This window comes from Bacillus carboniphilus (assembly GCF_039522365.1).
Classification (GTDB): domain Bacteria; phylum Bacillota; class Bacilli; order Bacillales; family JC228; genus Bacillus_BF; species Bacillus_BF carboniphilus.
In genome coordinates, this window is record NZ_BAAADJ010000057.1 from 1 (window position 1) to 23,168 (window position 23,168).

A 23,168-nucleotide genomic window follows, 5' to 3' on the forward strand; every position below is an offset into this window, starting at 1 on the left:
ATATTGTCCTTTTCGCTGGCCAGCTTCAGGACTCTTTCATTCTACCAAGAGGCTATTTTTTTATTCAAACCTCATTTTTCTCCATTACAGGAATGCTGACCGTTAGCTCAATAAATACTCCAACCAAATAAAAGCAAACATTCTAGTATCAATGCTTTTTTTGGCCTTCAACATTAGGTGTTACATTATGGAATTAAACATTCAAAAGACCCATATGACCATCTTCCGTTTTTATCCACAAAGATATATACATCAACAATAAATCCATCATCTCTTGTGGAATCTAATTCTATTAAGAAATCTTCTGTAAGAGATCCTATTTCTTTTTCAAAGTCTTTTAGAAACTTTATCATTTTAAGGTCCCATACCGTGTACACAAAATCATGCCACTTTTGTTTAAATCTCATGTAAACAAAAGGGTCGATTTCTAAGCCCCTCATACTAATACCAGATTGGTTCATCAGCAATTTTGCATTTTCATTATCAGAACTACTTACTCCTAACCAATAAAAGTTATGTTCGTCAAATAAATCTTGGTGTTCTACCAATAATTCCACGAACCTTAATATATATAACTCATCTTTGGGGTAGGGGAAATACATAGGCGGGAAAGTTATACTGCCCTTCAATGGTTTTACAAAGTTTTCTTTTAGTAATTGCTTCATCTTACTCACCGTTTCTTACCTTTTAAGGATTTGCATTTTATACATACCTGTTCCGTTCGCTGAATAACTTAGTTGATTGAGTCCCCACTTTTTCTATCGATAATTTTTTCTTTTTGCAGCAAGGTAAAATATGACTAAACCCACAGGAATAGCTATAACAAACAGAAAAGAGAATAATTGAAAGATTGAATCTCCCAATGTAAATCCACCTTGACCTTGAATAGAAAGTAATAACATAAAAAACTCCCCTTTTATATAATGGTCCTTCTTAAACAATCCTGACCGTTTGTATTAGTAATACATAAAATTTTACCACAATATCCCAGACAGGAGTCCCTATATTCTGAAAAGAATGGCAAATGAAAAAAGACCGTCCTTATGACGACCTTCCTATAAGTCCTTCTTAAACAATACTGACCGTTTGTTGAATAAGGATTCCAACAAAAAAGGTGGCTAATCCTCCCTGGATCACGCACCCGTTAATGCAATAACAAAATAACTTCTATTTGCTGGTTTAGCTCAGTAAGAACTATTAAAAAGTTGCTCATTAAATACACTAATTGAATATATGTTTTCTTCTAATAAGTTATCAATTATCTTCTTTATTACATGCGGTTCTCGTAAATCCTCGTTTTCAAATGCTAAAAGGTCATTAACTTTTATCCACTTGCTGTCAGTAATTTCATCTTCTTCGAGATTTAATGTACCTCCAATAACCTCACCAATAAAATGAAATAAAATTACTTGATTGTTCGTATTACTGATAAAATTATATACTCCAGTCGTGCCAATCAGTTTTACATCTAACCCCGTTTCCTCTTTAACTTCCCTCCGAGCTGAATAAAGAATGTCCTCACCATACTCTATATGTCCACTCGGAAAGTTCCACTTATCGAGAGCAGTAGGTTTATTCTCTTTTATAATTAAGACTTTATCATTACCAAAGATTGATACACTTGCTACTAATACAATTCCATCTTGAGACATCCATTTCTCCTCAGTTCTTTTTGAAAATTACATTTGTCTTTATTATAAATAAATAACTTCTTCTTTTACTATACTGCCCCGTGTGTTAAATAAGGGATGTGACAAGTATGGTGGATAATCCTTTTTGGATCAACGCTAAAAACAAAACTCAATATTCTGACTTTTTATACGGAAAATATTTTGTTTCCTTTATTGTCAGGTTGCATTTCTGTTATTTTTATTTCTATCACAGCTCCTGCTCGAATGGAAATGTAACGGTCCTCAAGTTCTAAAATAATATCAGTTAAGTATTGATTGCTTCCATCAACAAATCCATAAACACTTACTTTATTAATTTTATTGTGGTTAAGAGAAAAACTTGAGCTTTTTATAACATGACTTTGATAATGAGTATTTACTGAAATATATTGGAGTGGTTCTGGAGTATTTTGTTCATTTACTATCAGTATATCATCACCTGATTTAGTTTCTCTCCAACCAAACTTCCAATAAGTTGTTTTGTGTAACTCTGGATTTCTAATCGCAATTATAGGCATAGAAGATGTAAAACTTAGTTCATTATCGTAACGGAATATATTTATTTGATTTGCATAAATTCCACTTAAAGTACATTCTCGAATTGAGCTAAGGCTGTCCCATTCTTTTTTCAAGTGTATCCCCTTCCTTTTTATAGTAAGTAGTAGTTAAACAATGCTGATCCGTTACAATAAAAGTTATTCAAGCTTTTTATCTTTTTTTCTTTCAATATAAATCCAAGTATAATAAATTAACCAAAAAATGATAGGAGCTAATAAAGCGTAATGTCTCTGATTTGCTGGAAGGAAGAACAATAAAATTAGCCCAATTACCAGGATAGGTGGCATAAGAATATAATACTTCTTTTTATCCACTTTCAATTTCAATCACCTCGCTAATGTAAAGGTTAGGTAAGCCACTTCTACTAAACTGAACATTTAATGAAGAACAATCCTCTATAAATCAACGCCATCATTTTTCCTTAATAAGCACTACTTGGAATTAACGTAGTAAATTAGATTATCAGTCCATTCGTCAAACTCATAAATAAAACCTTTTCTTATACATTCAAATTGCATTCCAACACTTTCTGCTAATTTTATCGAAGGAGTATTATCGAGATTAATGTGTGCTTCTATACGATGATAATTTAGCTTTTCAAAAGCAAGATTTATTGCAGCTACTACAGATTCCTTTCCATAACCTTGTCTCCAAAACTGATTATGAATCGCATAACCAAATCTTCCCCATTGAAAATCATCTCTCATAATCGTAGAAAAGTCTATTGAACCCAAATGAGCATTATCTTCTTTTCTAAAAATTCCAAAGACATACACTTTATCCTCTGAAGCCATCTGCTGATGGTTATCTACCAATTCTCCAAACCATTCTTCAGTACAAATGCTCATATCTACCTTGCCATCATCGTATTTGTGTTGTGCTGGCAATCTATTCTCAAATTGAGTTAACCAATTTGAATAATCTTCTTTGTTATATGGTCTTATTATTACTCTGTCCGTCTCTGTGTTGTAGTTAAATTTTGACACACAAACACCTCATCAATTATTTTTTACAGTTGCCTCTACGAATGGTAATCCAACTACCTCTTTTATTTTAATCATAATTTCCTAAGTCCTACCCATTTCTTCTCACGTATATCGAGTCTTTCTCTTGAAGTTTTGTTCTTTTTCAAATTATCTCCTCCAACTGTGTTCCAAACTTGACCACAGCATTTATTACACGGTTGTAATAACCTGCTCCCATAGCTTGGTAAATTAAGGGTTTTCTTGTACTTTTATCTTTAGTAAAAGTACCATATCATCCCGTTTTATCATTTGATCTACGGAGTCTTTAGCTTGTAAATCAATCATTTTAATTGAATTTCTCTCTGTTTCTCTATATGCTGCCAATATATAAGTTTCACCTAACTCTAACTCTACTTCATCTTGACCGAAGGCATAGTCCCAAGTACTGATTTTAATATTTGGATTCAGTTCCTTTTCAATCAATGATGGTGGTGAGCTTACTCCAGGTGCAAATAAGAATACTGAAGTATCATTTAAATTGGGATTTATCATTCCAAACCCTAAACGGCCTTGTGTTACTTCTTTAGGGCTGCTACCGTAGGATAATTCTGTTAATGGTCGAGGATCTTTGTTTCCCTCTTTATATCTTTCTACCCAAAGGTTTACCCATCTTTTGTCTGCATTTGGTAAATAAAAGTTAAATTCAAATAAGATCCCTAAATTTAATTCCTTAAAAGTGTTCGCATATTCAGAATCCTGATTTATCGAGATTGTAGGCGCTACACTATTATGATTATCATTCTTTGTGCAGCTCGTAATTAACATGACTACAGATAAACTGATAAATAAAATATACTTTTTCAAACTTCCCCCCCCTATACCCCAATCCCTACCCTATTCTTATTAGGACTGTTAAGGTAATTTTAGCATAATATTCCAAATATAATCTTTCAATTCTAAAAGACAAAAATAAAAAAGATCGCCACCATTGACGACCTTTCTTGTTACCACTTATTAAAAAATCCCGATTACTCTTTCTCCTTTTTGTCTTGATCAAACCACAGTAGTTCTTTGTCATCAACATTGCCATTATAGTTAATTAGGATCTCATCTCCTGCTTTTATATCCGTGTATGCATAGAACTCAAATGTGTGATTATTAAAGTTAATCTCATAAATTGCATTAGGTTCATAAGAATGGTTAAACAACATTCCATAACCAAGAAGGATAGCAGAATGATTGATCCCATATTCAAACGTGTAATCAGCAAGAAGTGTTTTCTCTATGTATTGATGCTGGTCGTTTGGATAAGGAATAACCGGTGCTTCATGTAAAAGCTCCCCTTTTTTAATATCGCGTGTAGCAAATACCCCTCTATTAAGTTCTCCATCACTAAGTGAAGATGTTTTTACTTCAATCATGTTGTTCACCTACTCACTTTTAATTACTCTTTCTAACTGTATCATTAATTTAACATTGAGTCCCAAATGAGACTCCTATTGGTTTATTTTTTCAGAGAAATCGTTCTTATTATTTTTCATATGCCTTGATAAAGTGAAGGAAATATAAATCGCTAGGATGATACACAATAACAGAGTGATATGAAAAAGGAAATGAAGCGTATTTGGAACAATACCATTCATTACTGGAAGGAAAGAATGGGTTTCTCCGAACATCTGTTTATATTCTTCGACTTTTTGTTCTGCACCATACCCAAAAAAGTAAGGTATCCACCAGGATATTAGGACCCCTGCAAAGATACATACTTGATGGATAATTAACCAAAATTTAACCCAAATTGGATACCTTTTCCCCATAAAAATGACTACCAGTCCCATTAATAATAAAATTTGAGCTACATTTATCAATGTAATGGTGACTAATTGATTAAATGAATGTTCTGCTTTAACGGCTTGAACGTCATTCAATGTACCTAAAGGAACCCAATCTTGCACGATCATAAATATTAAAATAAAACTAAGTCCAGCCAACAATAGTTTTTCTGAAAAATGAATTTCTCTCTTCACAATTTCCCTCCAATAAATCAATATATTCTCCTACAAGTACAGAAAATTTTAACATTTATTGGTAGCTCTTTCTATATAGCTCAGGTCTAAAATAACATAAGGCTTAGGGCTTAAGATATGGAAGGTTATTAGTTTAGTAAACCAACCTGGACTATACTATAACCCTTCTCCGATAATCGAAAACTTAGTTTTAGAGATTATGATCAACAAAAAAACTCAGTATGGTAACCACACTGAGTTTTTTGAGGGACAAAATAAACCTGTAAATTATCCCAATTGCTCTATACTATTTTGTACTATATCCACCATTTCCGCTTCGGCACCAAGACTAAAGTTTAAAAAAACTCCACTTCCCCCGCCTGCACCTATTGCAGAAATAAAAATATTATTGTCCGATCCAACCACAGTCAGACTCAAACTAGTTCTGTTACCATTTCTCATAAAATATTTATCATAAACTCGAACCGCTACTTTAGTTTCGCCCATAGTGTAGTTGCTTTCATCAACTAAATTCATACTTATTCCACTATTCCTAATATCGTTTTCCAAATGATTAACAACTTTCTCAAATTCACCAATAATTGTCTTTTCATATTTTGCCATGTTTTATAATCCTCCCCCAGTTCTTAAAGCTATTAAATTAGGTTTTTATCTAAAATTATCCAGAATAGGTGCAATAATTAAAACTACAACTACAGCCTGAATAAAAGTAAGGATAATATCTCTTTTCCAAGTATGTTTCTGTCGATAACTATGAATCAGTCTGTGAAACAGGAGAAAGACTGCCCATACCGATAATATACTTAATATAATCGTGTTAAAATCTTGATTATACAAAACAAGCCCTCCTTTTTGTATTTTCCCGTTTGAGACACTGAAGTCACAGCTTCCCATTAACCCAAGCAGACTATAATTGCTATCTAAAATTCTTTACTCTAACAATAGGAATACTAAGTTAAAAATAGTTGTTATCTTAACCTTGCTGCTTTTAGATAAATTTTTTTAATGCTTCATTAACTGCCCAACTTTGATGATCGTGCAACAAAATTTCTATTGCTTGGTTTGGTTTAATCCACTTTAAATAATGATCTACTTCTGTCGGTACGCTAATTTGCTTACCCATATTACATAAATAAAAGAATCCCTCACTAAGATAGTGCTTGTTATCATTTATAGAATAGAAATAATTTTGTGCAGAACCTATAAATTGACCTATTTCAATATCCATTCCCGTCTCTTCTATAGCTTCTCTTTTTAAACACTCTTGATGGGTCTCGTTCTTTTCAATTCCTCCACCTGGTAGAAAATACTTACCATCACTTGTTTGAATAATGGCTACTTTATCTTTCTGACTATTGAACATCACGCCATAAGCAGCAGGTCTCCTAATGTATTCTTTACCTTCTTCTTTTTCACCAAAAATGATCATACCCATCCAATTCTCCTCAATCCTTTTAACTTTTTAAATCCTTCTTACCCCGGCCAAGAGCTTTGGTAGAAAAACTAGGCTTTCTGCTTAGCCAATATCCAACTAACACCCCTAGAATACTTAGGGTAAAATACAACGGGTATCCAAGGGCCCTAATTTTCAATAGAGTATAAGGAACGTAATTTATTACATAATATACGAACCCTATACCTAGTAAATAACCACCGAGTGAAATTGCAAAGGACCTCATTTGCTTCAAACTATAGAATCTTGCAGACATCTGTAAAAATGTAAGAGTACTCAAAAATATCAAGTAGTGATTTATCGGATCAGCTAAGTTTCTTGCAACCACAAAATAAATAACCACACTCATAATCATAGCAATTAGTTGTGGAAGGTATTTAATAATAACTATTTCCCCCTTATTACTATTGTGTTTGCGTCATCTTGATAATAAAATTTTAACATAATATCCCAAAAACTAACTCAATAATATGTAAATAATGACAAATAAAAAAGGACCGTCCTCAATGACGATCTTCATGTATCAATTTTTTACTTTATCCGTTAGGTTTACACTCCATAACCTTTCCATATTTTTATATGTATTCTCTTCAAATGTTACTTTATAAATGTCGGGCTTCGAAGTCTTGCTCCAAAACTCGTGATGAATGGTTGGAATATAGTATTTTAATATACTGGTAAAAATATAGCCGTGCGTTCCAATAGCCACTCTTTTCCTTTTATTTTGTAGAAGGATATCTTCCAAAGCTGCAACCCCTCGTTTTTGCAGGTCTGCAACGCTTTCTCCCCCTTTATAACGAAAATGAGGGTTTTCAAATGCGTAACTCATGGCTTGGTGAGGATCTTCAAAAACCACATCTGCATCAGCTAACCATCCCTCTCGTAAGCGTGTATCAATCTGGACGGTTGTTTGAACATGATCAGCTATGTCTTGAACTGTTTGTATGGCTCGGACATATGGACTACTATATACGACGTCAATTGCCTCATTTTTCAGCACCTCCGTCACTTGTTTTGTATCTCTCCACCCTTTTTCAGAAAGTTCTCTTCTCTCTTCGTTCTGAATATCGAATTCAGAATGCGCGTGGCGCACAAAGTAAATGATGGTTTCCATTTCTTATCCCCCTGTAATCAGGATATCAAATCCTGTATTTGATTCACTGAGCTAATAACTGCAGGCAATGGTATCAAAAAAGCAAAAATAATGTTACTTTCCAGCGTTGCTTTCCATAGCTTGATTCCATTACGAATTTTATAGAAAAAGAAAAATAGAGAAATAGTTATTGCAAAATATAGCAACCATAAAAATTCTTTCAGTCTTTTTATCGCTTTTTCGATTTCGCCAATCTTCCAGGTATCCTTTTCTGAAAAAGTCACGGTTGTAATATCCTTCTCCATTCCTACCACATTATATGATTGTAACGAGATCCTATCTTTTTGCACGTCAACGCTGTCATACCCTAATGGTAAAAACGAAACTTTAAAAACAAAAAGATATGAGACACTAATAACAATAATAGTAATTAAAAAAAAGGCTAAAAATTTCTTAAACTTCGGCACAAACGACATTTTCATATATTAAGATTACTCTCCCCACCTGGTGTCATATTGGTCTAGTGAATTTCTAGCTTGCTCTTCAGATTCAATTTGATGATCACTTTTCCCCGGTGGCTTCATACCTTTTTTCCCCAGAAAGTATGAAACACCAATAATGAAGAGAATACTGCCCCAAAATATCCATCCTAAGCCAGTCATTCAAATCCCCTCCACTTTTTTTGCCATATAAGGACCGACTCCTTCAAAACCTTGACGCAAATAGAAGTTCTGTGTCTTGTTAAAAGTAATAAAGCTTTCTTCTGGCAGGCACACTTCAAGCCTTTTAATTGATTGTTCTTGGCAATATTCTTCAACAGCACGGATGAGACGATTACCTACCGATTGACTTCTATATGACGGGTGAACCCATAGTTCTTGCAAAAGAGCATATGGCCCTCCTTTATAAATGACTTCTTGAACAGAGATGGTCGCACAGCCAATGACCTTCCCCTCCGCAGTTTCCGCAACCAAAACTGTCCCAGGAATGGATTGACTAACCAATTTATGAAAAACAGCCACAGCACTTTTTGGCAATTGCACATCAGGTTTCCCGCGAAATTCTGCGACGAATAATCTTATTAACTCAAGTACTTGTGTTTCATCTGTACTTTTTGCAGTTCGAACCAACCATGTCATAAGGCATCCCCTCTCCGAAACTCGCATTGCATCTATTAAATATACTCAAAATATTCTGGCTTCCATACTACTAATTTAACATAAAATTCTAACAAGAATTTGTTTTGTTCAAATATACCAATATTCAACACATTTCAAAACAAATAGATTAAGGCAACTAACTTGTAAATGAATACTAAATATACTAGAGCGTTTTGATGCACTGATTAACAGCAGCCCTTTAATTACATTTACCCAATCTCAAAAATTCAATTTATGTATAATAATAATGTCACATTATAATAGACTTAATTGTCTTATTTTATAGAAGGCGATTAAGGAGGTACGATTTTTGCTGACAAACACCATAAAAAAGGAGATATCCGTAGATACCATGGAAGTCGAAAGACCGCTAGAACAATTAATACGGGAAAATCACCAGCCAATTTTTAATTATTGCTATCAAATTTTACGAAATCAACAGGATGCTGAAGATGCGGTTCAAGAGGTTTTTATAAAGGCTTTAATGAACTACCATCCTGAAAGGATCATCCATCAAAAGGCTTGGCTTTATAAAATTGCTTATCGTCATTGTCTTAATAAATCAAAAAGAAATCGGCTATTTCAATTTATTCCTTTTACTGAAAAATATAAATCCAGCCACATACATAATGATCATAGCCAAAACAATTTAGAATTAGACTACATTCTTGCTCAGCTTAAAGCTAAAGAACGGGCCATTTTAGCGTTGCGAATAATTGAGGACCGAGATTATGAAGAAATTGGACAAATTCTTAATATCAATTCCGCAACCGCAAGAAAACGATTTGAACGAGTAAAATTGAAGGTTCAAAAGATAATCGAAGGGAGAATGGATCATGAGTAAAAAGATAAATTCTTTTGCTGAGTTTACAGAACAATACAAACAAGATAACTTACCTCAAGCACCCTCTTCTGAAAAATTACTAATTCAATTGAAATCAAGATACCGACGTTCTCCTAAGTTGAAGCCATTTTTAGCCCGCTCCTTGATTACGGCGTTTTCCATCATCATGATGACGGTTTCTATTACTTCCGCGATTAAATATTTAGGGTGGAGCTTTGATAAAGCGAATGGTGAGAAGACTCATGTGAATAAACCAATGGACCAACAAGAAGTAAATGTTCATGAACAATATGATCAGTTGATGGCAAAATGGCGGTATGTAACTAATGAAATTATGAGAAATACACCACCAGGACAGTACACCAAATTTCTTTCAACGGAAGCTTACGAACAGATAGGTTTAACAGCCCTTACGACTTATAGAGGTAAAGTAGAAAGTCAAAAGTTAGCAGATATTCCTGAGTTTTTGACTTCCTCATTGGATTTGGATGATACGATATTAAATCAATTTATTTTCGATAGAATCACAGTATATTATGAAGATGATCGTAACCAGATACAATCTATTGAGGAAATTGATCAGCTCGCAAAAGAAATGTACGAAGAGGCGAAAGAAAAAAATGAACCCTATAGTGTAAGGCACGGAAAACTGTCTAAAGAAATTGATTTTGTTTGGCTAACTTATAAAACTGAGGAGGCTGGTCAACAATTTACACTTAAGGCATATCCTGACTCTAAAAAAACTATCACCGAAGAAGGATTAACAAATCATCAGTCAGTCGAAATAAACGGAATCAAAGTAATAGTTAATGGCGGGAGAAATAAGGCCATCTTTATTTATGAGAGGAATGACGAAAGAGTTTATGTAGAGGTTTTAATGAATATAGATTCCGATGATAAAGAGGAAACTGTACTGGAAATAGTAGAAAGTCTACTAAAGTAAAAGAACAAAAACTCAGCTGCATAGATAGCTGGGTTTTTTGACTTTTCGCGTATGTTTTCTCTGAAATTAAAGGTTTCTTATTCATGACGACTCTATCACTACTTCCCCCTCGTCAATCGGGGCTTCAAATCCACTTAGGTAAGAAGTTAAAATATCTTCAGTAATGGGAAAGGCTGCATTTGCATCAAACCGTTTATTACGTACATCCAACCGTTTGCGAATAACTTCAGGACTAACTTTCAAATAGACAAGTTCCCACACACCTCCCGCTTCTTCAATAAGGTGTTTGTATTCATCTCGCTTGGCTTTTTGCCAAAAACTAAAATCAATAACCACCTTTTGTTTATTCTGAATGAGGTGTAACAACCTATTACGAAGTCTTGTCTCCGCTTCAACTTGATAATCCCCATACTTCTCAACTGGGTAGTCTATCCCATACCGCCCATTCACCTTCCAAATCTCTTCATCAATAGAGAGACGGACAAACCCTTCTTTTTCCAAGTGTTGGGCATATGTAGTTTTTCCTGACCCAGCTACACCACACATCATGATAACGAGTGGATTTGAAGTATTTGAGTTTAATAGATTCTGTAAATCTTTATTCATCTTGTTCATCCTCTCTTTAGTAAAAATTTCAAGTATTGAAAGTTCTGACCTAGGAGAAGGTGCTCGTTCACATGCTGCTATTGTGAATTTATAACATTGACAAATTCAACTGCGAGTTCATCCGTATAACCTCCTTCAATAATAAAAGCTTGTCCTGAAAAAGGTTTACTGATTGTGGCTGAACTAATCAACTCTTCACCAAGGTAAATTTGAATGACTTTCCCAGCATTTGCGGTTGTTAGTTCTTCCAACTTATTCTCATCCTTAAACGTGGCCTCTATAATATATAGTTCATGATTCTCATCATTTCGTAATTGCGCCGATTCAAAGTCTGGGGTGGTTGCTAGTACTTCTCCATCTTCATTTTGAATTGTAATTTCACGGGTTTCTTTAGAATTACTAGTGTTACAACCTGTAAGTAATAATGTAAAAATGCTACTTAGAATTAAGTGAAAAATGATTTTTCTGATCATCTTATTCTCCTTTCATGATCAACTTACTGTCATCTCCTGTTGCATTAACTCACCTAAACTCCTAGAGTTATTTATGGTATTGCCACATTAAAATGCTATTTCATAACTAACATAATATTCCAAAAGCTAGCTCCATAAGTATAATAAAAGCGCCACAATTAGTAGCGCGATTATTTTTAATTTGTATTTTTCTCAATTACTTCAATAGCTTTTTCTATAAAATCGTCTTTTCCATTCTTAACAGCTTCTAAGGTGTAATCCACGGTAATATCGGGTTGAATACCAATTATGTGGTGCTGGGACTCATCATCTTTCAAAACCTTCATTCCTGTAAAATAAATCAAAATACCTTCCATCAAACCAACCCCGTTGATATTACCATTTGCCCCAGCAGAAGACTGACCAACTATTGTACCGAGATTGTGGTTCTCAACAAAACCTAGGACTGTCTCCCCATAACTCATAGTAGAACCATCAGACAAGAATACAATTTCACCTTCAAATTTAGGGGTTTTTGCATCTAGTTCCCAAGTTCCTTCAAAATACGTTATCTCCCCTTGTTGATCAGGTAATAAGTATTGAGGAATCCGAAATTTTGAAGTCGGAACGGGCTCATCAGTTAAATGCTGAAGATACTGAAGAGCTGAAGCAGCTGGGTAATATCTTCCATCAAAAATTAACCCTTTAGCGGAAACTAAATCATGGTATTTTTCCTCTAACTCTTTTTCTGTAATATTTCGATGTAAGGAAATATAATAAATTCCATCTTTAATTTCATATATAGGATCGGTTTCTTTCAGCGTTAGATTTTCTATAGGTTGTCCATAACTGGAACTAACTTCAACCATTTCACCTTGTCGTAAAACTTCAAAATTAGCTTTGGTTCCCAGTTTTCCTCTTACAAACTTTATTTCTCCAAAGGCTTCTTTATATTGAGGAGAACCAGATGTTTGGTTAATCAATTCAGCTATAATTTTATTTGCGTCTTCCCCATCTTTTTTGACAATAACGTCTCCTACCTCAAACAAAGAATCTTCTAGAACCTCAGTTATAACAATTTCATCGTTTATTAGTTGTACCCTAAAAGGCAACGATGATGGGTTCCGATCCAGGCGAGAAGCAACCATCGAGTGTCCATCCTGGGCATTCTCTACCAAAAGCTCTAAAGAAGATACATATTCTTTATAATTTTGTTCCCCTTTTACACTATTGATAAATTGGGGCAATTTCTCTTCCCAATTTACGTCTACCTCATCTAAATATGGATAAAAGTGTTGGTAAACATTCCAAGTAATCACAACTCCTGAAATCCGAGCATCTTCTTTATTTGTAAATAACCCATCCACCCTAGTGTTATATACTCCGTCCTGAAGTGCTTCAAAAGCCTCTTTTGATTCAGAAGTCGAACCCTTACTCCCCTCCCCAGGCTCAAAAGGAAGAACAACTGGAATAATACTCTTAATGTCTTTTGTTAGATCCTTTTCAATAACATAATTTTCTTTATCAAGGTGCCCTTCAAATAAGGGTTCTTCCAAATTGATTTGACCATTTTCTTCTGTAAATATAACTTTTTTACTTCCATATATCTCATTGGTACTACCATAAATATCGCTCGTGAAATTAGTTTGAACACCTTTATGCTGCCAGAATATAAATTGACTATTGGTTTCATCGTTGAGGAGTTTTTCTATCTCTGTATCATTTTTATTGAAGTTCTTATCTGTCGTAAGTGTGAGTGTCGGGGCAATGGGTATAAAAAGCCTCTCTAGGTTTTGCTTCAATTCTTCAGTATCTCTGGAATTCTTAACTTGTTCGACACCGTACATGGCAAATCCATCCCAATCTAGTTCTGCAGCTTCGTCACTCGGATGAAAATACCGAATGTAACCGTACAGTTTAGCAAAAGCTTTTATATTATTGGTTATTTGCTCTTCTGTTAAATTAGATCCTACAGCCTCTTCCGTTTTATTTTTACTATTGATTAACGTGTAACTCGTTAGAGAAATAGCTATGATAATTAAAGCAGCAATAATGATTCTCCATTTTGACAGCATTCCAATCCCTCCCTGATAACATAAAAGTCTATACGGGATTGAAATGGAAAAAGTTTCAATTTTGGTTATTTTTTAGTAATAATTCGATAAAATCAAAACTAGAACTAAAGACCATAAGACAAACAATACTGCTGTAAAGTTTTTTCTCAACCCATATTGATGATGGTTCTCGTCCTTCTTTATGGTTTTTACTAAAGATACTACAAAGCTGTATCCTAATAAGCAGAATAAAATAAAAATAGGTAACAACTAATGATCCCCCTAACCCTTTGTCCACAATTAAATTAGATAAAAAAAGGTTGCCAATGGCAACCCAAATTTTTGAACCGTACCACGAATGGTAATAAATTTATCTATCACTCTTTTCATCTGTTTTCTTCTTGGCAATATAGAATGCTAAAATAATCAATGGTATTGCAATAATAAAAGGAATATTGATATGGCTTTGTGTAATGAGAGCAATAAACAGCAAAACAGCAATGCCAATTATAATATACAAGCAACCTCTCCCGAATGTCTCCATGTAGTCACCCCTATTATATTTGGTTATTACAATTTTAACATGTAATTCCAAATTGTTGCTAAAAAACTGGAAAAAGCATCAAAGAAAAAGAAAGAGGCCGCCTCCAATGACGACCTCAAAAAAAATTACTAGCCTATCTTAATCCCAAACCCTATCCATCTTCCATCTATATCTTCAATGACAAATTCTTTATTATTGTAGTCCGTATCGCCTAATGAGCGGATTATTTTTACACCGAATTTGATAAACTCTGCTTGAAGCACATCTTGGTCTTTAGTAATAAAGTAAGCGTCATATCCGTATCCATACAACTCTCTATTTGGGATTACTTTTTTCCCGTTCGTCTCAGTTAAGATAATTTCCGTAGTATCACGGTATAGACAAATATGGGGTTCTTTTGCATTCAAATATGGGACAGCTTTGAATCCCATCTTTTGCTCATAGAATTTTGCGGTTTTGATTATATCTGGTGTAGGGAATACACAGTGGGACTGTATCAATAAACTTTTCATTACCTTCTCCCTTTAAATTTCATGATTTACTTTCTATACTTCATGCCCAATAACCCAATCAAGCCGGTTTGTAATCATTTTATTAGGGATAGATTTTAGAACCGCATTCCTTGCCATAATCATCATCGGATTTTCCAGTTGAACCATCCGCCCCATTTTTCTTGATTGTTTTACGATTGACTTTATTCTTGGTACTCTACTTTGTTCATATTCCTGGAAAGCACGTTGTATACTCTCATTCTCTTTTAATCTTTTAGCCAAAACGATGGCATCTTCCATCGCCTGAGCACCACCTTGACCTAGATTGGGTAGCATCGGATGTGCAGCATCTCCTAATAGTGTCACTCTACCTTTACTCCAACGTTTGAGTGGTGGGAGATCATATATATCATGGTGTAAAATAGATGATTCCTGGGTTGCTTCTATTACCAATTGAACAGGTTCATACCAGCCTTCGAAGTGCTTTCTTACTACTTCCTTTCTTAGCTCAGATTCTATTTTTCTCCCTACTGGCGAGTTAATGGCCGCAAACCAGTAGGCTTTACCTTCCCCAAGATGAGAATAGCCAAATCTTGTCCCCTTACCCCATGCCTCAAACCCTCCACCGTCTTCAATCTGATAGTGTGGGTTTGTAAAATTACAAATACCTCGAAAAGCAGTAAATGATGCATATCGGAGTTTGGACTCTCCAAACAATTGATCTCGTACGATAGAATGGATCCCGTCCGCACCAATAAGTATATCTGAAACTTCATATGTATCATCGCAGAAAAATGCAATAACTTTATCCTCTGTTTGAGTAACCCTTAACAGTTTTTTACCTAGTTGAACCTTGGAACTTTCCTCAAGTCGATCCATTAAAGCAGCTTGTAAATTAGCTCGATGAATGAGGTAACTGTGAGTCCCATAACGTTCTGCTTGTTCATCTGTTGGAATCTCTGTGATTAGTCTTCCGTCCCATCTACGTATTTCAGCCTTTCCAACATGTGCGCCATATAATTTCACAGTTTCTTCTATCCCTAACTTTCGCAAAACTTTCATGGCATTTGCCGCTAAAACAATCCCAGCCCCAGCACCCGTTAATTGAGATGCCTTTTCAAATACTTTCACTTCAAATCCTTCATTTACTAAGGCTATAGCTGTACACAACCCGCCGATCCCTGCTCCGATAACCGTTACTTTTTTACTCATTCGTTAATCCACCTTAACAAATCTATTTAAAAAAAGTGCATAACTCCTACCAGAATTAAATGCACATTCTTTAATAACTACTTCGCGATGTTATTCCCACCTAATTTACTAGCAATCAAGTTAGCCGTGAGAATACTAGGATTATTTGATTACCTATCATAAATTTTATAAAGTGTATTGGTTTTCTTTGCATGATACATGGCCATATCTGCATGACGAAGAAGTAATTCCATTTCTACGCCGTGGATGGGATAATAGACAACTCCTATATTTGGAGAAAGTTGTACAATGCTATTCGATATATAGATGGGTCTTTTTATGTTTTCAGCAATATGGTGAGATATTTCCCTAATTTCTTCTTCATTTTTTTGACCAGAGAGGACAATGGCAAATTCATCTCCACCCAATCGGTATATTAGACCAATAGAACCAAGGACACCAGATAGTCTGGCTGACACTTTTATAAGTGCCATATCGCCAGCTTGATGACCGTGGGTCTCATTCACCGATGTTAATCCATTTAAATCTAAGTACATAATGGTAAACATGGTGTCCTTGTTTATTTCTTCTTCTAAGTCTAGTTGGAACTTAAGACGATTTGGTAAGTCCGTTAATGTATCATGATAGGCACGATAATGAATCAAATCCTCTTGTTTCTTTTTTTCTGTAACATCCCAAAATACAACCTGGACGGCTGATTCCCCATTCAATTGAATAGGAATTCCGGTTACTTCAACATCAATCACCTGGCCATCAAGCCGAATAAACTTTTCATATAATAGCGTGGCATCCTGTCCATTCTTTTCAACACTTTCAATTCGTCTTGAAACAATCATTTTATAATCTGGATGGATTATATTAAATATGTGTGATCCGATGAGATCTTCTGGTTTTTCTGTGCCCAATAATCGTAACGCTGATAAATTGGCATAATTAATAAGGCCATTTTGATGCACTAATATTCCTAATGGTGAATTTTCAACTAAACGTCGATAACGATCCTCACTATCTTTTAAAGCCTGCACCATTCTTTTTCTTTCCGTGATATCCCGTAAACTTACCAGGACTGCCTTCTTCCCACTAAAGGTAATGGGAATGGCAGAAAGAACTGCATCAATTCTCTGTCCACTTTTACTTTGAATGATTATGTCAAAGTCAAAAAGTGGCTTATTATGAACCCTTATTTCATGAGTAAGACTGTTAGCCTTTTCCCGCTTTGAAGGATCAATATATATGTGATATGAATCCCCGATCATTTGATCAACTGAAGTACCGACAAGTTTTGCAGCAGATTCATTCGCGTACATAATAATATCTCCATCATGTACTAGAATAGGATCAGGTGTATAGGTTAAAAGGGTACGAAACCTTTCTTCACTTTCGATTAAATTTCGTTCCAATTGTTTTCTGTTCGTAATATCCTGAACTTGTGCGATTAAATATAAGGATTGATTTCCTTCTCTAACAATGGAGACCGAAAGTAGAACCCAGACAGTGCTACCATTTTTATGTATATACCTTTTCTCCAATTCATAAAACTCTTTTTTACCCTCAACCAATTCTCTAACCTGATTAACGTCTCCTCCCACATCATCTGGGTGGGTAATGTCTTGAAAGGTAATGGATAGAAGTTCTTTTTCCGTATAGCCTGTAATCTTGGATAGGGCCGGGTTCACTTTTAACCAATTTCCGTTTAAAGAAACTAAAGCCATTCCAATAGGCGAATAGTGGAAAGCCTGTTCAAATCGATCTATCAAATTTTTCATGATACTACCTCAAATCGAATTCCATAATTTTTTTATATCTTCTATTTGATGGTAACCAAGAAAGTTGTCTTATTCAATGATTCTGTGCGTTTGTTTCATTTTTTTTATAGAAATAGATGAGGTAGATTGAAAAAAATACAGTAAAAGTATCTTTTGAATGGCTGCGAGTACCTAAGTGCAAGGGACGATATTACTTCCTAAAGTTCCGCAATACACCAGCAATCAGAGGTATACCACAAATCGTTAATAAGATAAATCCACCGTATCTAAAAACATCTTCTACTACATTTGTTACATCTCTCCAAAAGAAAAATGGATATATTGGTATAATCATCAAAATAAATCCTGCTATAAAGCCATAAAAATAATTTTGTTGCTTTTCCATAAAAAAATCTCCTTACACCAAGAATAGATTTCTAGCACTCCTCTTATATTTTTAAAAAAACTATTTATCTACAATTATTCCACTTACTCATGTCTTGTCAGCTTCTCTAATTTTTGAAAAACTACATCCATTTTCTGTTAATTTCTGAATTGTTATTGCTTGGAGCAAAGATAAGGCAAAATTCATTGGTATATAAGGTTTTTAAAGGATAACTAAACTCTGATTCAGCTAATACACGTCTTACTTCATCAACAATCTTCTCTTTATCACTATAATTGTATATTAAGTATAAGGTACCACCGCTAAAACCATAATTCTTTTCATCCGAACCTTCAAAATCAAATGTCCTTGATTTAACTTTCTTTTCTCCTAATGGAATCCCAGCCTTTTCAAATTCATCAACCACTAAATCACCCGTTTTGTCGTTGTCCTTTTGGGAATCATGATTACAAGCTGTAAATATTATTGTGGTAATGGTAATAAAACAAAAGAGTTGCCATTTTTTCATGCTATCCCCCCTTTAGTAAGGAACAAATCATAATAAAGCCATCTAATCATTTAATCCCTTGCCCTCAAGAATGTGCTGCATATACTTTCCTTTCTGGCCACACGAGTTTAGTCTTTTCCTTATTACTCCCACTAGTAATTGCTTTTCTTCTTCTACAATACCGTCAGAAGATAGTTTCCGAGCTGCTATTGGAACTATCCAAGGGTCGACTTCATTATAAGTAGTACCCGTTAATCGTGTATATGCCTGCATAAACTCATTAATTATGTTCTCTCTATTGGAGTCAAATAGTCTAACTGCATTTGGTGGGGTATTTGGTGGAAGTATAGCATACCTAATCATAATGATGAATTCGGCTAAGTCTGCTTCAGGATTTCCGTTTGAGGCATTCATCCAATCAATTAGTACCGGTTCGCCATTAGGAAACAATATATTATTTGGATTTGCATCACCGTGACAGATATTTCTTTTTACCGGCAAACTATCCAACAAACCAAGAACATCCTTTTTTTCGTCTTCTCTTAAGTAATCTACACTCAGGATCTGTTTCTTTAGAAATTCCCTTTGATTACTTGGTAATTCCCTGTGTGATTTCGAATTGTGAACTTTCCCGAGGATGCGTGCAGATAATCTTACATCATCCAAATCAAATGTAGTTTGATCCGTGTCTTTCTGTGTAACTAGATTTTCAAAAAAGCGCTCTCTTAACGTTTTACCCAAAATACGCTCATACACTATACCAGGTCTATGTTTAAACTCTATCATTTCAAACGGTTGCGGAACGGGTAGACCCAATTTCCACATAATCAAATTATTATTAAATTCTCTTTTCAAATCTGTTTTATCAATATTTGATTTAGCTAATTTCACAACTTTATTGGTGCTCCCCCATTCGAATACCTCTGCGTTCGCACCTTCACCTATTTTTCTTCCAATTTTCATAGAATTCTCCTTTATTTAGAAATAAATCCTTATAATCTATGATTTCTTAGTAATAGTGATTCCCTTAAGGTTGGTTCAGTTTATCAGCTTTAGAATCTATCCTGGTATCTCTATCCACTTCAATACATTCCAATTTCTTGTTCGTTAAAAGAACATCTACCAGCTCTTTACTCCCACCAATAATAGAGAAATCACAGTCAAAATCTGTATGAACACACCAAGTTTTATCTTCTGACCACCAGTAGCTGGGGGATCCTAATGTCCTTAAAAAATCCCCGTATTCATATAGCTCCTTTAGATCATTAAGATTCCCATGATATAAATGCCCACCCCTACTTAGTTCTTTAAAGGTATTGACTGTTTTCAATATACTGTATTGAAAAAAGCACTGTTGCCCAGTTGTAAAGGGCTGCAAAACAGATAGGAATTCATCAAGGGTTTCTTTGTCCATATTCTTCATCCGGAAGTAGTAAGTAACGAGGATAGCCTCCCAATAAATGATAAATGGTTGAAGTTCTGATTTCCTTAGTATATTGAAGATTATACTTTTGGGCTAAGTCCTTTAACGTTAACCTTTCACCAAAATCAAAAGGAGTTGAATCATTGGGGTCACTTTGACTCCACAATAGGGTTTCGTCTTCAATATTCAAATCACGATAGATGGGGTGCATGATTTTACAGTAGTGTTCATACCTATGTGGGATCAGATTTGAAATATAACAACCTTTCCATTTCTTGAAGTCTACACGTTCCGTTTCCTCTTGAATCCATGTGAATTGGTTAAAATCTTTCAGTCTTTCCATTCTTTCACCTCACCTCCTTATACATCACCCTCAGAAAGAAATTAACATTGCGACTCCATAATATTTTCGATGTCACCATTTTTATAAACAATGGTGGTTCCCTCTTGACAGTTTTCTGTATTTTTCCATGTAACTATATACTTATCTGCGTCTTCCCATGTAACGATTCCTTGGTCAGATTCAGGGGTCATTGTTATGATTTTTACGTCACCAATTTCTGAAGCGTAATGGTTTATCACAAGTTGTTTCACTTCCTCCTTAGTAATTGGTTGAACAGTGGGATTTTCGTTGCTACAACCACTGAAAATACAAACAATTAACAACACCATTGATAACCTAATTTACCTCATTCTTCACCCCTCCCTTTATTATTTTAAATATTTTTTGAATCCCCTACTTACTGAACCGTCGTACCCTTCCCTTTCAAAAAATTGGTGAGCAGCTTCCCGTTTTGAATTGCTTAGAAGCATAATTCTATGACAATCTATAGATCTACAATATTCTTCAACATAGTGTATAAGTTTCTGTTGACTTTTTTTCCACGATGATTCTCATGAACAATGATGTTTTCTACAACTCCATAAGGACTTCTTCCATGTAAGGCTTGCAGACAAATGTTCAGTGTAATTGTCCCTAATATTTCTCCTTCTTCCTCGTAAACAAGTAAAAAGTTCTTTGGGTCGTTTTTAATTATTTCAATCTGTTCTTCCAGAACGTCCCTCTTCTTACTATTTGGCACTAACATCCGATATAGATTAGAAATTTGTTCTTTATCAGTTCTTTCAGCTTGGCGAATCATAAGAATTCAGCAACCTTTCTCTTTCCTAAGTCGAATCTCTGCATCTAACATTTATGGGAAGTAACTTTCTTTAATATTAACATAATATTCCAATCAGAGTTTCTCCAAAAAAAAATAGCCGTCTTGAAAAGACGACCACCTCACCTAAAAAAATATAACCCCATAGTAACTATTAGAATGATTGGCTTGTAGTAGCTCTAACGGCATCTTTGCCTTTAACCAGCTTTAACGATGCAACTATTAGAAAGCTAACAATGACTAATAACAGCCATGAACTAACCTTACCTAGGTGAACAAGACTCCATGCTTCGGTTTGATTTGGATATTCCCAAGCACCAAAAAACGTGGCAATATTCTCTGCAATCCAAATAAAAAAGCCAATGAGTACAAAAGAAAGAGCAATTGGCATCCGATAGAGAGTTCCATTAACCTTGTATGAAACCCATGATTTCCAAAAGACGATGATGACAAGTCCTGCTAACCAGAAGCGGACGTCAATCCAAAAATGGTGAGTGAAAAAATTCAAATAAATCCCTGCAGCAAGAGGGACAACTGCCCAAAATGGTGGCCACTTAATGAGTTCTACCTTAAGCCTTCTCCAAGCCTGACAAAGATAACTCGCAACACTGGCATACATGAACCCACTATATAAAGGGACTCCCAAAACTTTAGAATAACCTTCCTCTGGATAGGACCATGACCCCATGTGAACCTTGAAAAGCTCTAGCGCAAGACCAATAAGGTGAAACAATGTGATCACCTTTAGTTCATCCCTCGTTTCAAGGCCAGCACGCAACATCCACCACTGCATAAGAAGGCAGATGATAAGGAGCCAGTCATACCTTGGGAGGAATGGAAGTGATATGACTTGTGTAATAGCCAAAGAGGCAAAAATAACGACAGGAAACAAACAGGATAGGGCTTGCTCCCAACCAAAATGAACGAGCTGCTTTATCGCTCTCATCATGATCCTTTTCCTTTCCATTTAAAATTTCACGGAACAATGTTAAGTCAATTTTAAACTGGGATTTATCGTATTGCAATAAAATATTATTGTTTATTTGTAATGTTTTATTGTTTGTTACACTCCTAAAATAATAGGATGATATCTGTTAAGGTAATTGGTGGTGAGCAGTAAGTGTCTGATGGTAACCGGCAAGTATCTGCTCGTTACCGGAAAGTAAACAGTGACCACTTGCATCAAAAATAAAAAAGCATTCCCTAAACTAAGAAACGCTTTCCAACCTTAAGCTATGTAACTTCGATTTTAATAAGAGGAACACCTCACTCCTTTCCACAAGAAAAACACCGCTTGTCTTTATCGTGATCCCCATACATTCGCAGTTCTTTTTTAAATCTGCAAGAAGTGCAATAATCAAAATCAATTTGTGGTAATATTCCCGCTTCAGCCAATGGGACCCATTGCTGCTCATAGAGTTTCTTACTCATCCCGTAATCAATAAAAACTAACTTTCTACTATTATTCAACCCATAATTACTACTATCTTTTAAATCAAAACAATCATATTCCTTGTCTAGTTGTAATAAAACTTCTTCATACATTTCGGGAATAAGGTCTTCGTCTTTTTTCATATCAATTTCAAAAGATTGATTGTTTCTCATTTCTAGAGGTTCATAATATTTCTGAATGGATATATATTCATCCACATAGTATGTCTGAGCAAACAAACCTTGCAAACCCTTCTCTACCATCGCTTCGTATATGTCTAACTCATTTTTGGACTGTAAATATCCAAGAGGATGAAGGTATACTTTCACCACATAATCCCCAACTCTGTATACTTTTCTTGTAGAACCAATTCCAACAAAATTTTCTACTTTGCAATAGTCATTCCAATTTTCCATTATTGTTTCAAGCATATTTCACATCAC

Annotated in this window: 32 protein-coding genes; 2 read left to right on the forward strand and 30 right to left on the reverse strand. The window is 34.9% G+C overall.

What is annotated here, in order from left to right; genetic code table 11:
• Positions 1-185: 185 nt before the first annotated feature.
• The 13 genes from ABDZ91_RS16410 to ABDZ91_RS16470 all read right to left on the reverse strand — a co-directional run bounded on the left by ABDZ91_RS16410 (position 186) and on the right by ABDZ91_RS16470 (position 8,905).
• Positions 186-665 carry a hypothetical protein gene (locus tag ABDZ91_RS16410; protein WP_343801126.1) on the reverse strand — a complete coding sequence of 160 codons (480 nt, stop codon included), beginning with the start codon at positions 663-665 and terminating at the stop codon, positions 186-188.
• A gap of 519 nt (positions 666-1,184) precedes the next feature.
• Positions 1,185-1,652, reverse strand: a complete 468-nt coding sequence (locus ABDZ91_RS16415; protein WP_343801132.1) for an NUDIX hydrolase — start codon at positions 1,650-1,652, stop codon at positions 1,185-1,187.
• 164 nt (positions 1,653-1,816) lie between these two features.
• Positions 1,817-2,302, reverse strand: coding sequence for a hypothetical protein (locus ABDZ91_RS16420; RefSeq protein ID WP_343801135.1), 486 nt, complete (start codon positions 2,300-2,302; stop codon positions 1,817-1,819).
• A 357-nt stretch (positions 2,303-2,659) separates the two neighbouring features.
• On the reverse strand, positions 2,660-3,214 hold the full coding sequence (locus ABDZ91_RS16425) for a GNAT family N-acetyltransferase (RefSeq protein ID WP_343801138.1): 555 nt from the start codon (positions 3,212-3,214) through the stop codon (positions 2,660-2,662).
• Between the two features lie 228 nt (positions 3,215-3,442).
• Positions 3,443-4,057: a hypothetical protein gene (locus tag ABDZ91_RS16430; protein WP_343801141.1), complete on the reverse strand. Its 615-nt coding sequence runs from the start codon at positions 4,055-4,057 to the stop codon at positions 3,443-3,445.
• Positions 4,058-4,221: 164 nt separating this feature from the next.
• A complete protein-coding gene (locus ABDZ91_RS16435) occupies positions 4,222-4,614 on the reverse strand; it encodes an SET domain-containing protein (protein ID WP_343801143.1) in 393 nt (130 codons plus the stop codon).
• A gap of 75 nt (positions 4,615-4,689) precedes the next feature.
• A complete protein-coding gene (locus tag ABDZ91_RS16440) occupies positions 4,690-5,220 on the reverse strand; it encodes a hypothetical protein (protein ID WP_343801146.1) in 531 nt (176 codons plus the stop codon).
• A 267-nt stretch (positions 5,221-5,487) separates the two neighbouring features.
• Positions 5,488-5,823 (reverse strand): DUF6054 family protein, encoded by a 336-nt coding sequence (locus ABDZ91_RS16445; protein ID WP_343801149.1) that lies wholly within the window; start codon positions 5,821-5,823, stop codon positions 5,488-5,490.
• A 385-nt stretch (positions 5,824-6,208) separates the two neighbouring features.
• Positions 6,209-6,655 carry an NUDIX hydrolase gene (locus ABDZ91_RS16450; RefSeq protein WP_343801152.1) on the reverse strand — a complete coding sequence of 149 codons (447 nt, stop codon included), beginning with the start codon at positions 6,653-6,655 and terminating at the stop codon, positions 6,209-6,211.
• A 541-nt stretch (positions 6,656-7,196) separates the two neighbouring features.
• Positions 7,197-7,787 carry a histidine phosphatase family protein gene (locus ABDZ91_RS16455; RefSeq protein ID WP_343801155.1) on the reverse strand — a complete coding sequence of 197 codons (591 nt, stop codon included), beginning with the start codon at positions 7,785-7,787 and terminating at the stop codon, positions 7,197-7,199.
• Positions 7,788-7,804: 17 nt separating this feature from the next.
• Positions 7,805-8,248: a hypothetical protein gene (locus tag ABDZ91_RS16460; RefSeq protein WP_343801157.1), complete on the reverse strand. Its 444-nt coding sequence runs from the start codon at positions 8,246-8,248 to the stop codon at positions 7,805-7,807.
• Positions 8,249-8,257: 9 nt separating this feature from the next.
• Positions 8,258-8,428 (reverse strand): hypothetical protein, encoded by a 171-nt coding sequence (locus ABDZ91_RS16465; RefSeq protein ID WP_343801159.1) that lies wholly within the window; start codon positions 8,426-8,428, stop codon positions 8,258-8,260.
• Positions 8,429-8,905, reverse strand: a complete 477-nt coding sequence (locus ABDZ91_RS16470; RefSeq protein WP_343801162.1) for a GNAT family N-acetyltransferase — start codon at positions 8,903-8,905, stop codon at positions 8,429-8,431.
• A gap of 331 nt (positions 8,906-9,236) precedes the next feature.
• Here ABDZ91_RS16470 and ABDZ91_RS16475 point away from each other — a divergent pair, with 331 nt between their 5' ends.
• Together ABDZ91_RS16475 and ABDZ91_RS16480 are read left to right on the forward strand one after the other, a co-directional pair.
• Positions 9,237-9,770: an RNA polymerase sigma factor gene (locus ABDZ91_RS16475; RefSeq protein ID WP_343801165.1), complete on the forward strand. Its 534-nt coding sequence runs from the start codon at positions 9,237-9,239 to the stop codon at positions 9,768-9,770.
• Entirely contained in the window at positions 9,763-10,713 is a 951-nt protein-coding gene (locus ABDZ91_RS16480; RefSeq protein ID WP_343801168.1) for a hypothetical protein, read from the forward strand. The genes ABDZ91_RS16475 and ABDZ91_RS16480 overlap by 8 nt, the downstream gene beginning before the upstream one ends.
• 81 nt (positions 10,714-10,794) lie before the next feature.
• On the opposite strand, the gene ABDZ91_RS16485 is transcribed toward ABDZ91_RS16480, so the two are convergent.
• From ABDZ91_RS16485 to ABDZ91_RS16565, 17 genes are all read right to left on the reverse strand, one after another.
• Complete coding sequence (locus ABDZ91_RS16485) at positions 10,795-11,319, reverse strand: P-loop nucleotide/nucleoside kinase family protein (RefSeq protein WP_343801171.1); 525 nt, start codon at positions 11,317-11,319, stop codon at positions 10,795-10,797.
• 77 nt (positions 11,320-11,396) lie between these two features.
• Positions 11,397-11,792, reverse strand: a complete 396-nt coding sequence (locus ABDZ91_RS16490; RefSeq protein ID WP_343801174.1) for a SecDF P1 head subdomain-containing protein — start codon at positions 11,790-11,792, stop codon at positions 11,397-11,399.
• A gap of 176 nt (positions 11,793-11,968) precedes the next feature.
• The gene (locus ABDZ91_RS16495; RefSeq protein ID WP_343801177.1) at positions 11,969-13,846 is read right to left on the reverse strand and encodes a S41 family peptidase; all 1,878 of its coding nucleotides are present in this window, start codon (positions 13,844-13,846) and stop codon (positions 11,969-11,971) included.
• A 72-nt stretch (positions 13,847-13,918) separates the two neighbouring features.
• Entirely contained in the window at positions 13,919-14,095 is a 177-nt protein-coding gene (locus ABDZ91_RS16500; protein WP_343801180.1) for a hypothetical protein, read from the reverse strand.
• A 100-nt stretch (positions 14,096-14,195) separates the two neighbouring features.
• A complete protein-coding gene (locus ABDZ91_RS16505) occupies positions 14,196-14,369 on the reverse strand; it encodes a hypothetical protein (protein WP_343801183.1) in 174 nt (57 codons plus the stop codon).
• A 128-nt stretch (positions 14,370-14,497) separates the two neighbouring features.
• Entirely contained in the window at positions 14,498-14,881 is a 384-nt protein-coding gene (locus ABDZ91_RS16510; RefSeq protein WP_343801186.1) for a VOC family protein, read from the reverse strand.
• Between the two features lie 33 nt (positions 14,882-14,914).
• A complete protein-coding gene (locus ABDZ91_RS16515) occupies positions 14,915-16,072 on the reverse strand; it encodes an FAD-dependent monooxygenase (protein WP_343801189.1) in 1,158 nt (385 codons plus the stop codon).
• 149 nt (positions 16,073-16,221) lie between these two features.
• A complete protein-coding gene (locus ABDZ91_RS16520; protein ID WP_343801192.1) occupies positions 16,222-17,838 on the reverse strand; it encodes a PAS domain S-box protein in 1,617 nt (538 codons plus the stop codon).
• Between the two features lie 190 nt (positions 17,839-18,028).
• A complete protein-coding gene (locus ABDZ91_RS16525) occupies positions 18,029-18,223 on the reverse strand; it encodes a hypothetical protein (protein ID WP_343801195.1) in 195 nt (64 codons plus the stop codon).
• Between the two features lie 121 nt (positions 18,224-18,344).
• Complete coding sequence (locus ABDZ91_RS16530) at positions 18,345-18,731, reverse strand: hypothetical protein (protein ID WP_343801198.1); 387 nt, start codon at positions 18,729-18,731, stop codon at positions 18,345-18,347.
• Between the two features lie 42 nt (positions 18,732-18,773).
• Complete coding sequence (locus ABDZ91_RS16535; RefSeq protein WP_343801201.1) at positions 18,774-19,673, reverse strand: phosphotransferase; 900 nt, start codon at positions 19,671-19,673, stop codon at positions 18,774-18,776.
• Between the two features lie 64 nt (positions 19,674-19,737).
• Complete coding sequence (locus tag ABDZ91_RS16540) at positions 19,738-20,124, reverse strand: hypothetical protein (RefSeq protein ID WP_343801204.1); 387 nt, start codon at positions 20,122-20,124, stop codon at positions 19,738-19,740.
• A complete protein-coding gene (locus tag ABDZ91_RS16545) occupies positions 20,105-20,476 on the reverse strand; it encodes a hypothetical protein (RefSeq protein WP_343801207.1) in 372 nt (123 codons plus the stop codon). Before ABDZ91_RS16545 ends, ABDZ91_RS16540 begins: the two co-directional genes overlap by 20 nt.
• A gap of 41 nt (positions 20,477-20,517) precedes the next feature.
• The gene (locus tag ABDZ91_RS16550) at positions 20,518-20,727 is read right to left on the reverse strand and encodes a hypothetical protein (protein WP_343801210.1); all 210 of its coding nucleotides are present in this window, start codon (positions 20,725-20,727) and stop codon (positions 20,518-20,520) included.
• A gap of 233 nt (positions 20,728-20,960) precedes the next feature.
• On the reverse strand, positions 20,961-21,275 hold the full coding sequence (locus ABDZ91_RS16555; RefSeq protein WP_343801213.1) for a GNAT family N-acetyltransferase: 315 nt from the start codon (positions 21,273-21,275) through the stop codon (positions 20,961-20,963).
• A 172-nt stretch (positions 21,276-21,447) separates the two neighbouring features.
• The gene (locus ABDZ91_RS16560) at positions 21,448-22,239 is read right to left on the reverse strand and encodes a DUF817 domain-containing protein (protein WP_343801357.1); all 792 of its coding nucleotides are present in this window, start codon (positions 22,237-22,239) and stop codon (positions 21,448-21,450) included.
• Between the two features lie 320 nt (positions 22,240-22,559).
• Positions 22,560-23,156 (reverse strand): protein kinase, encoded by a 597-nt coding sequence (locus ABDZ91_RS16565; protein ID WP_343801216.1) that lies wholly within the window; start codon positions 23,154-23,156, stop codon positions 22,560-22,562.
• Positions 23,157-23,168 lie beyond the last annotated feature (12 nt).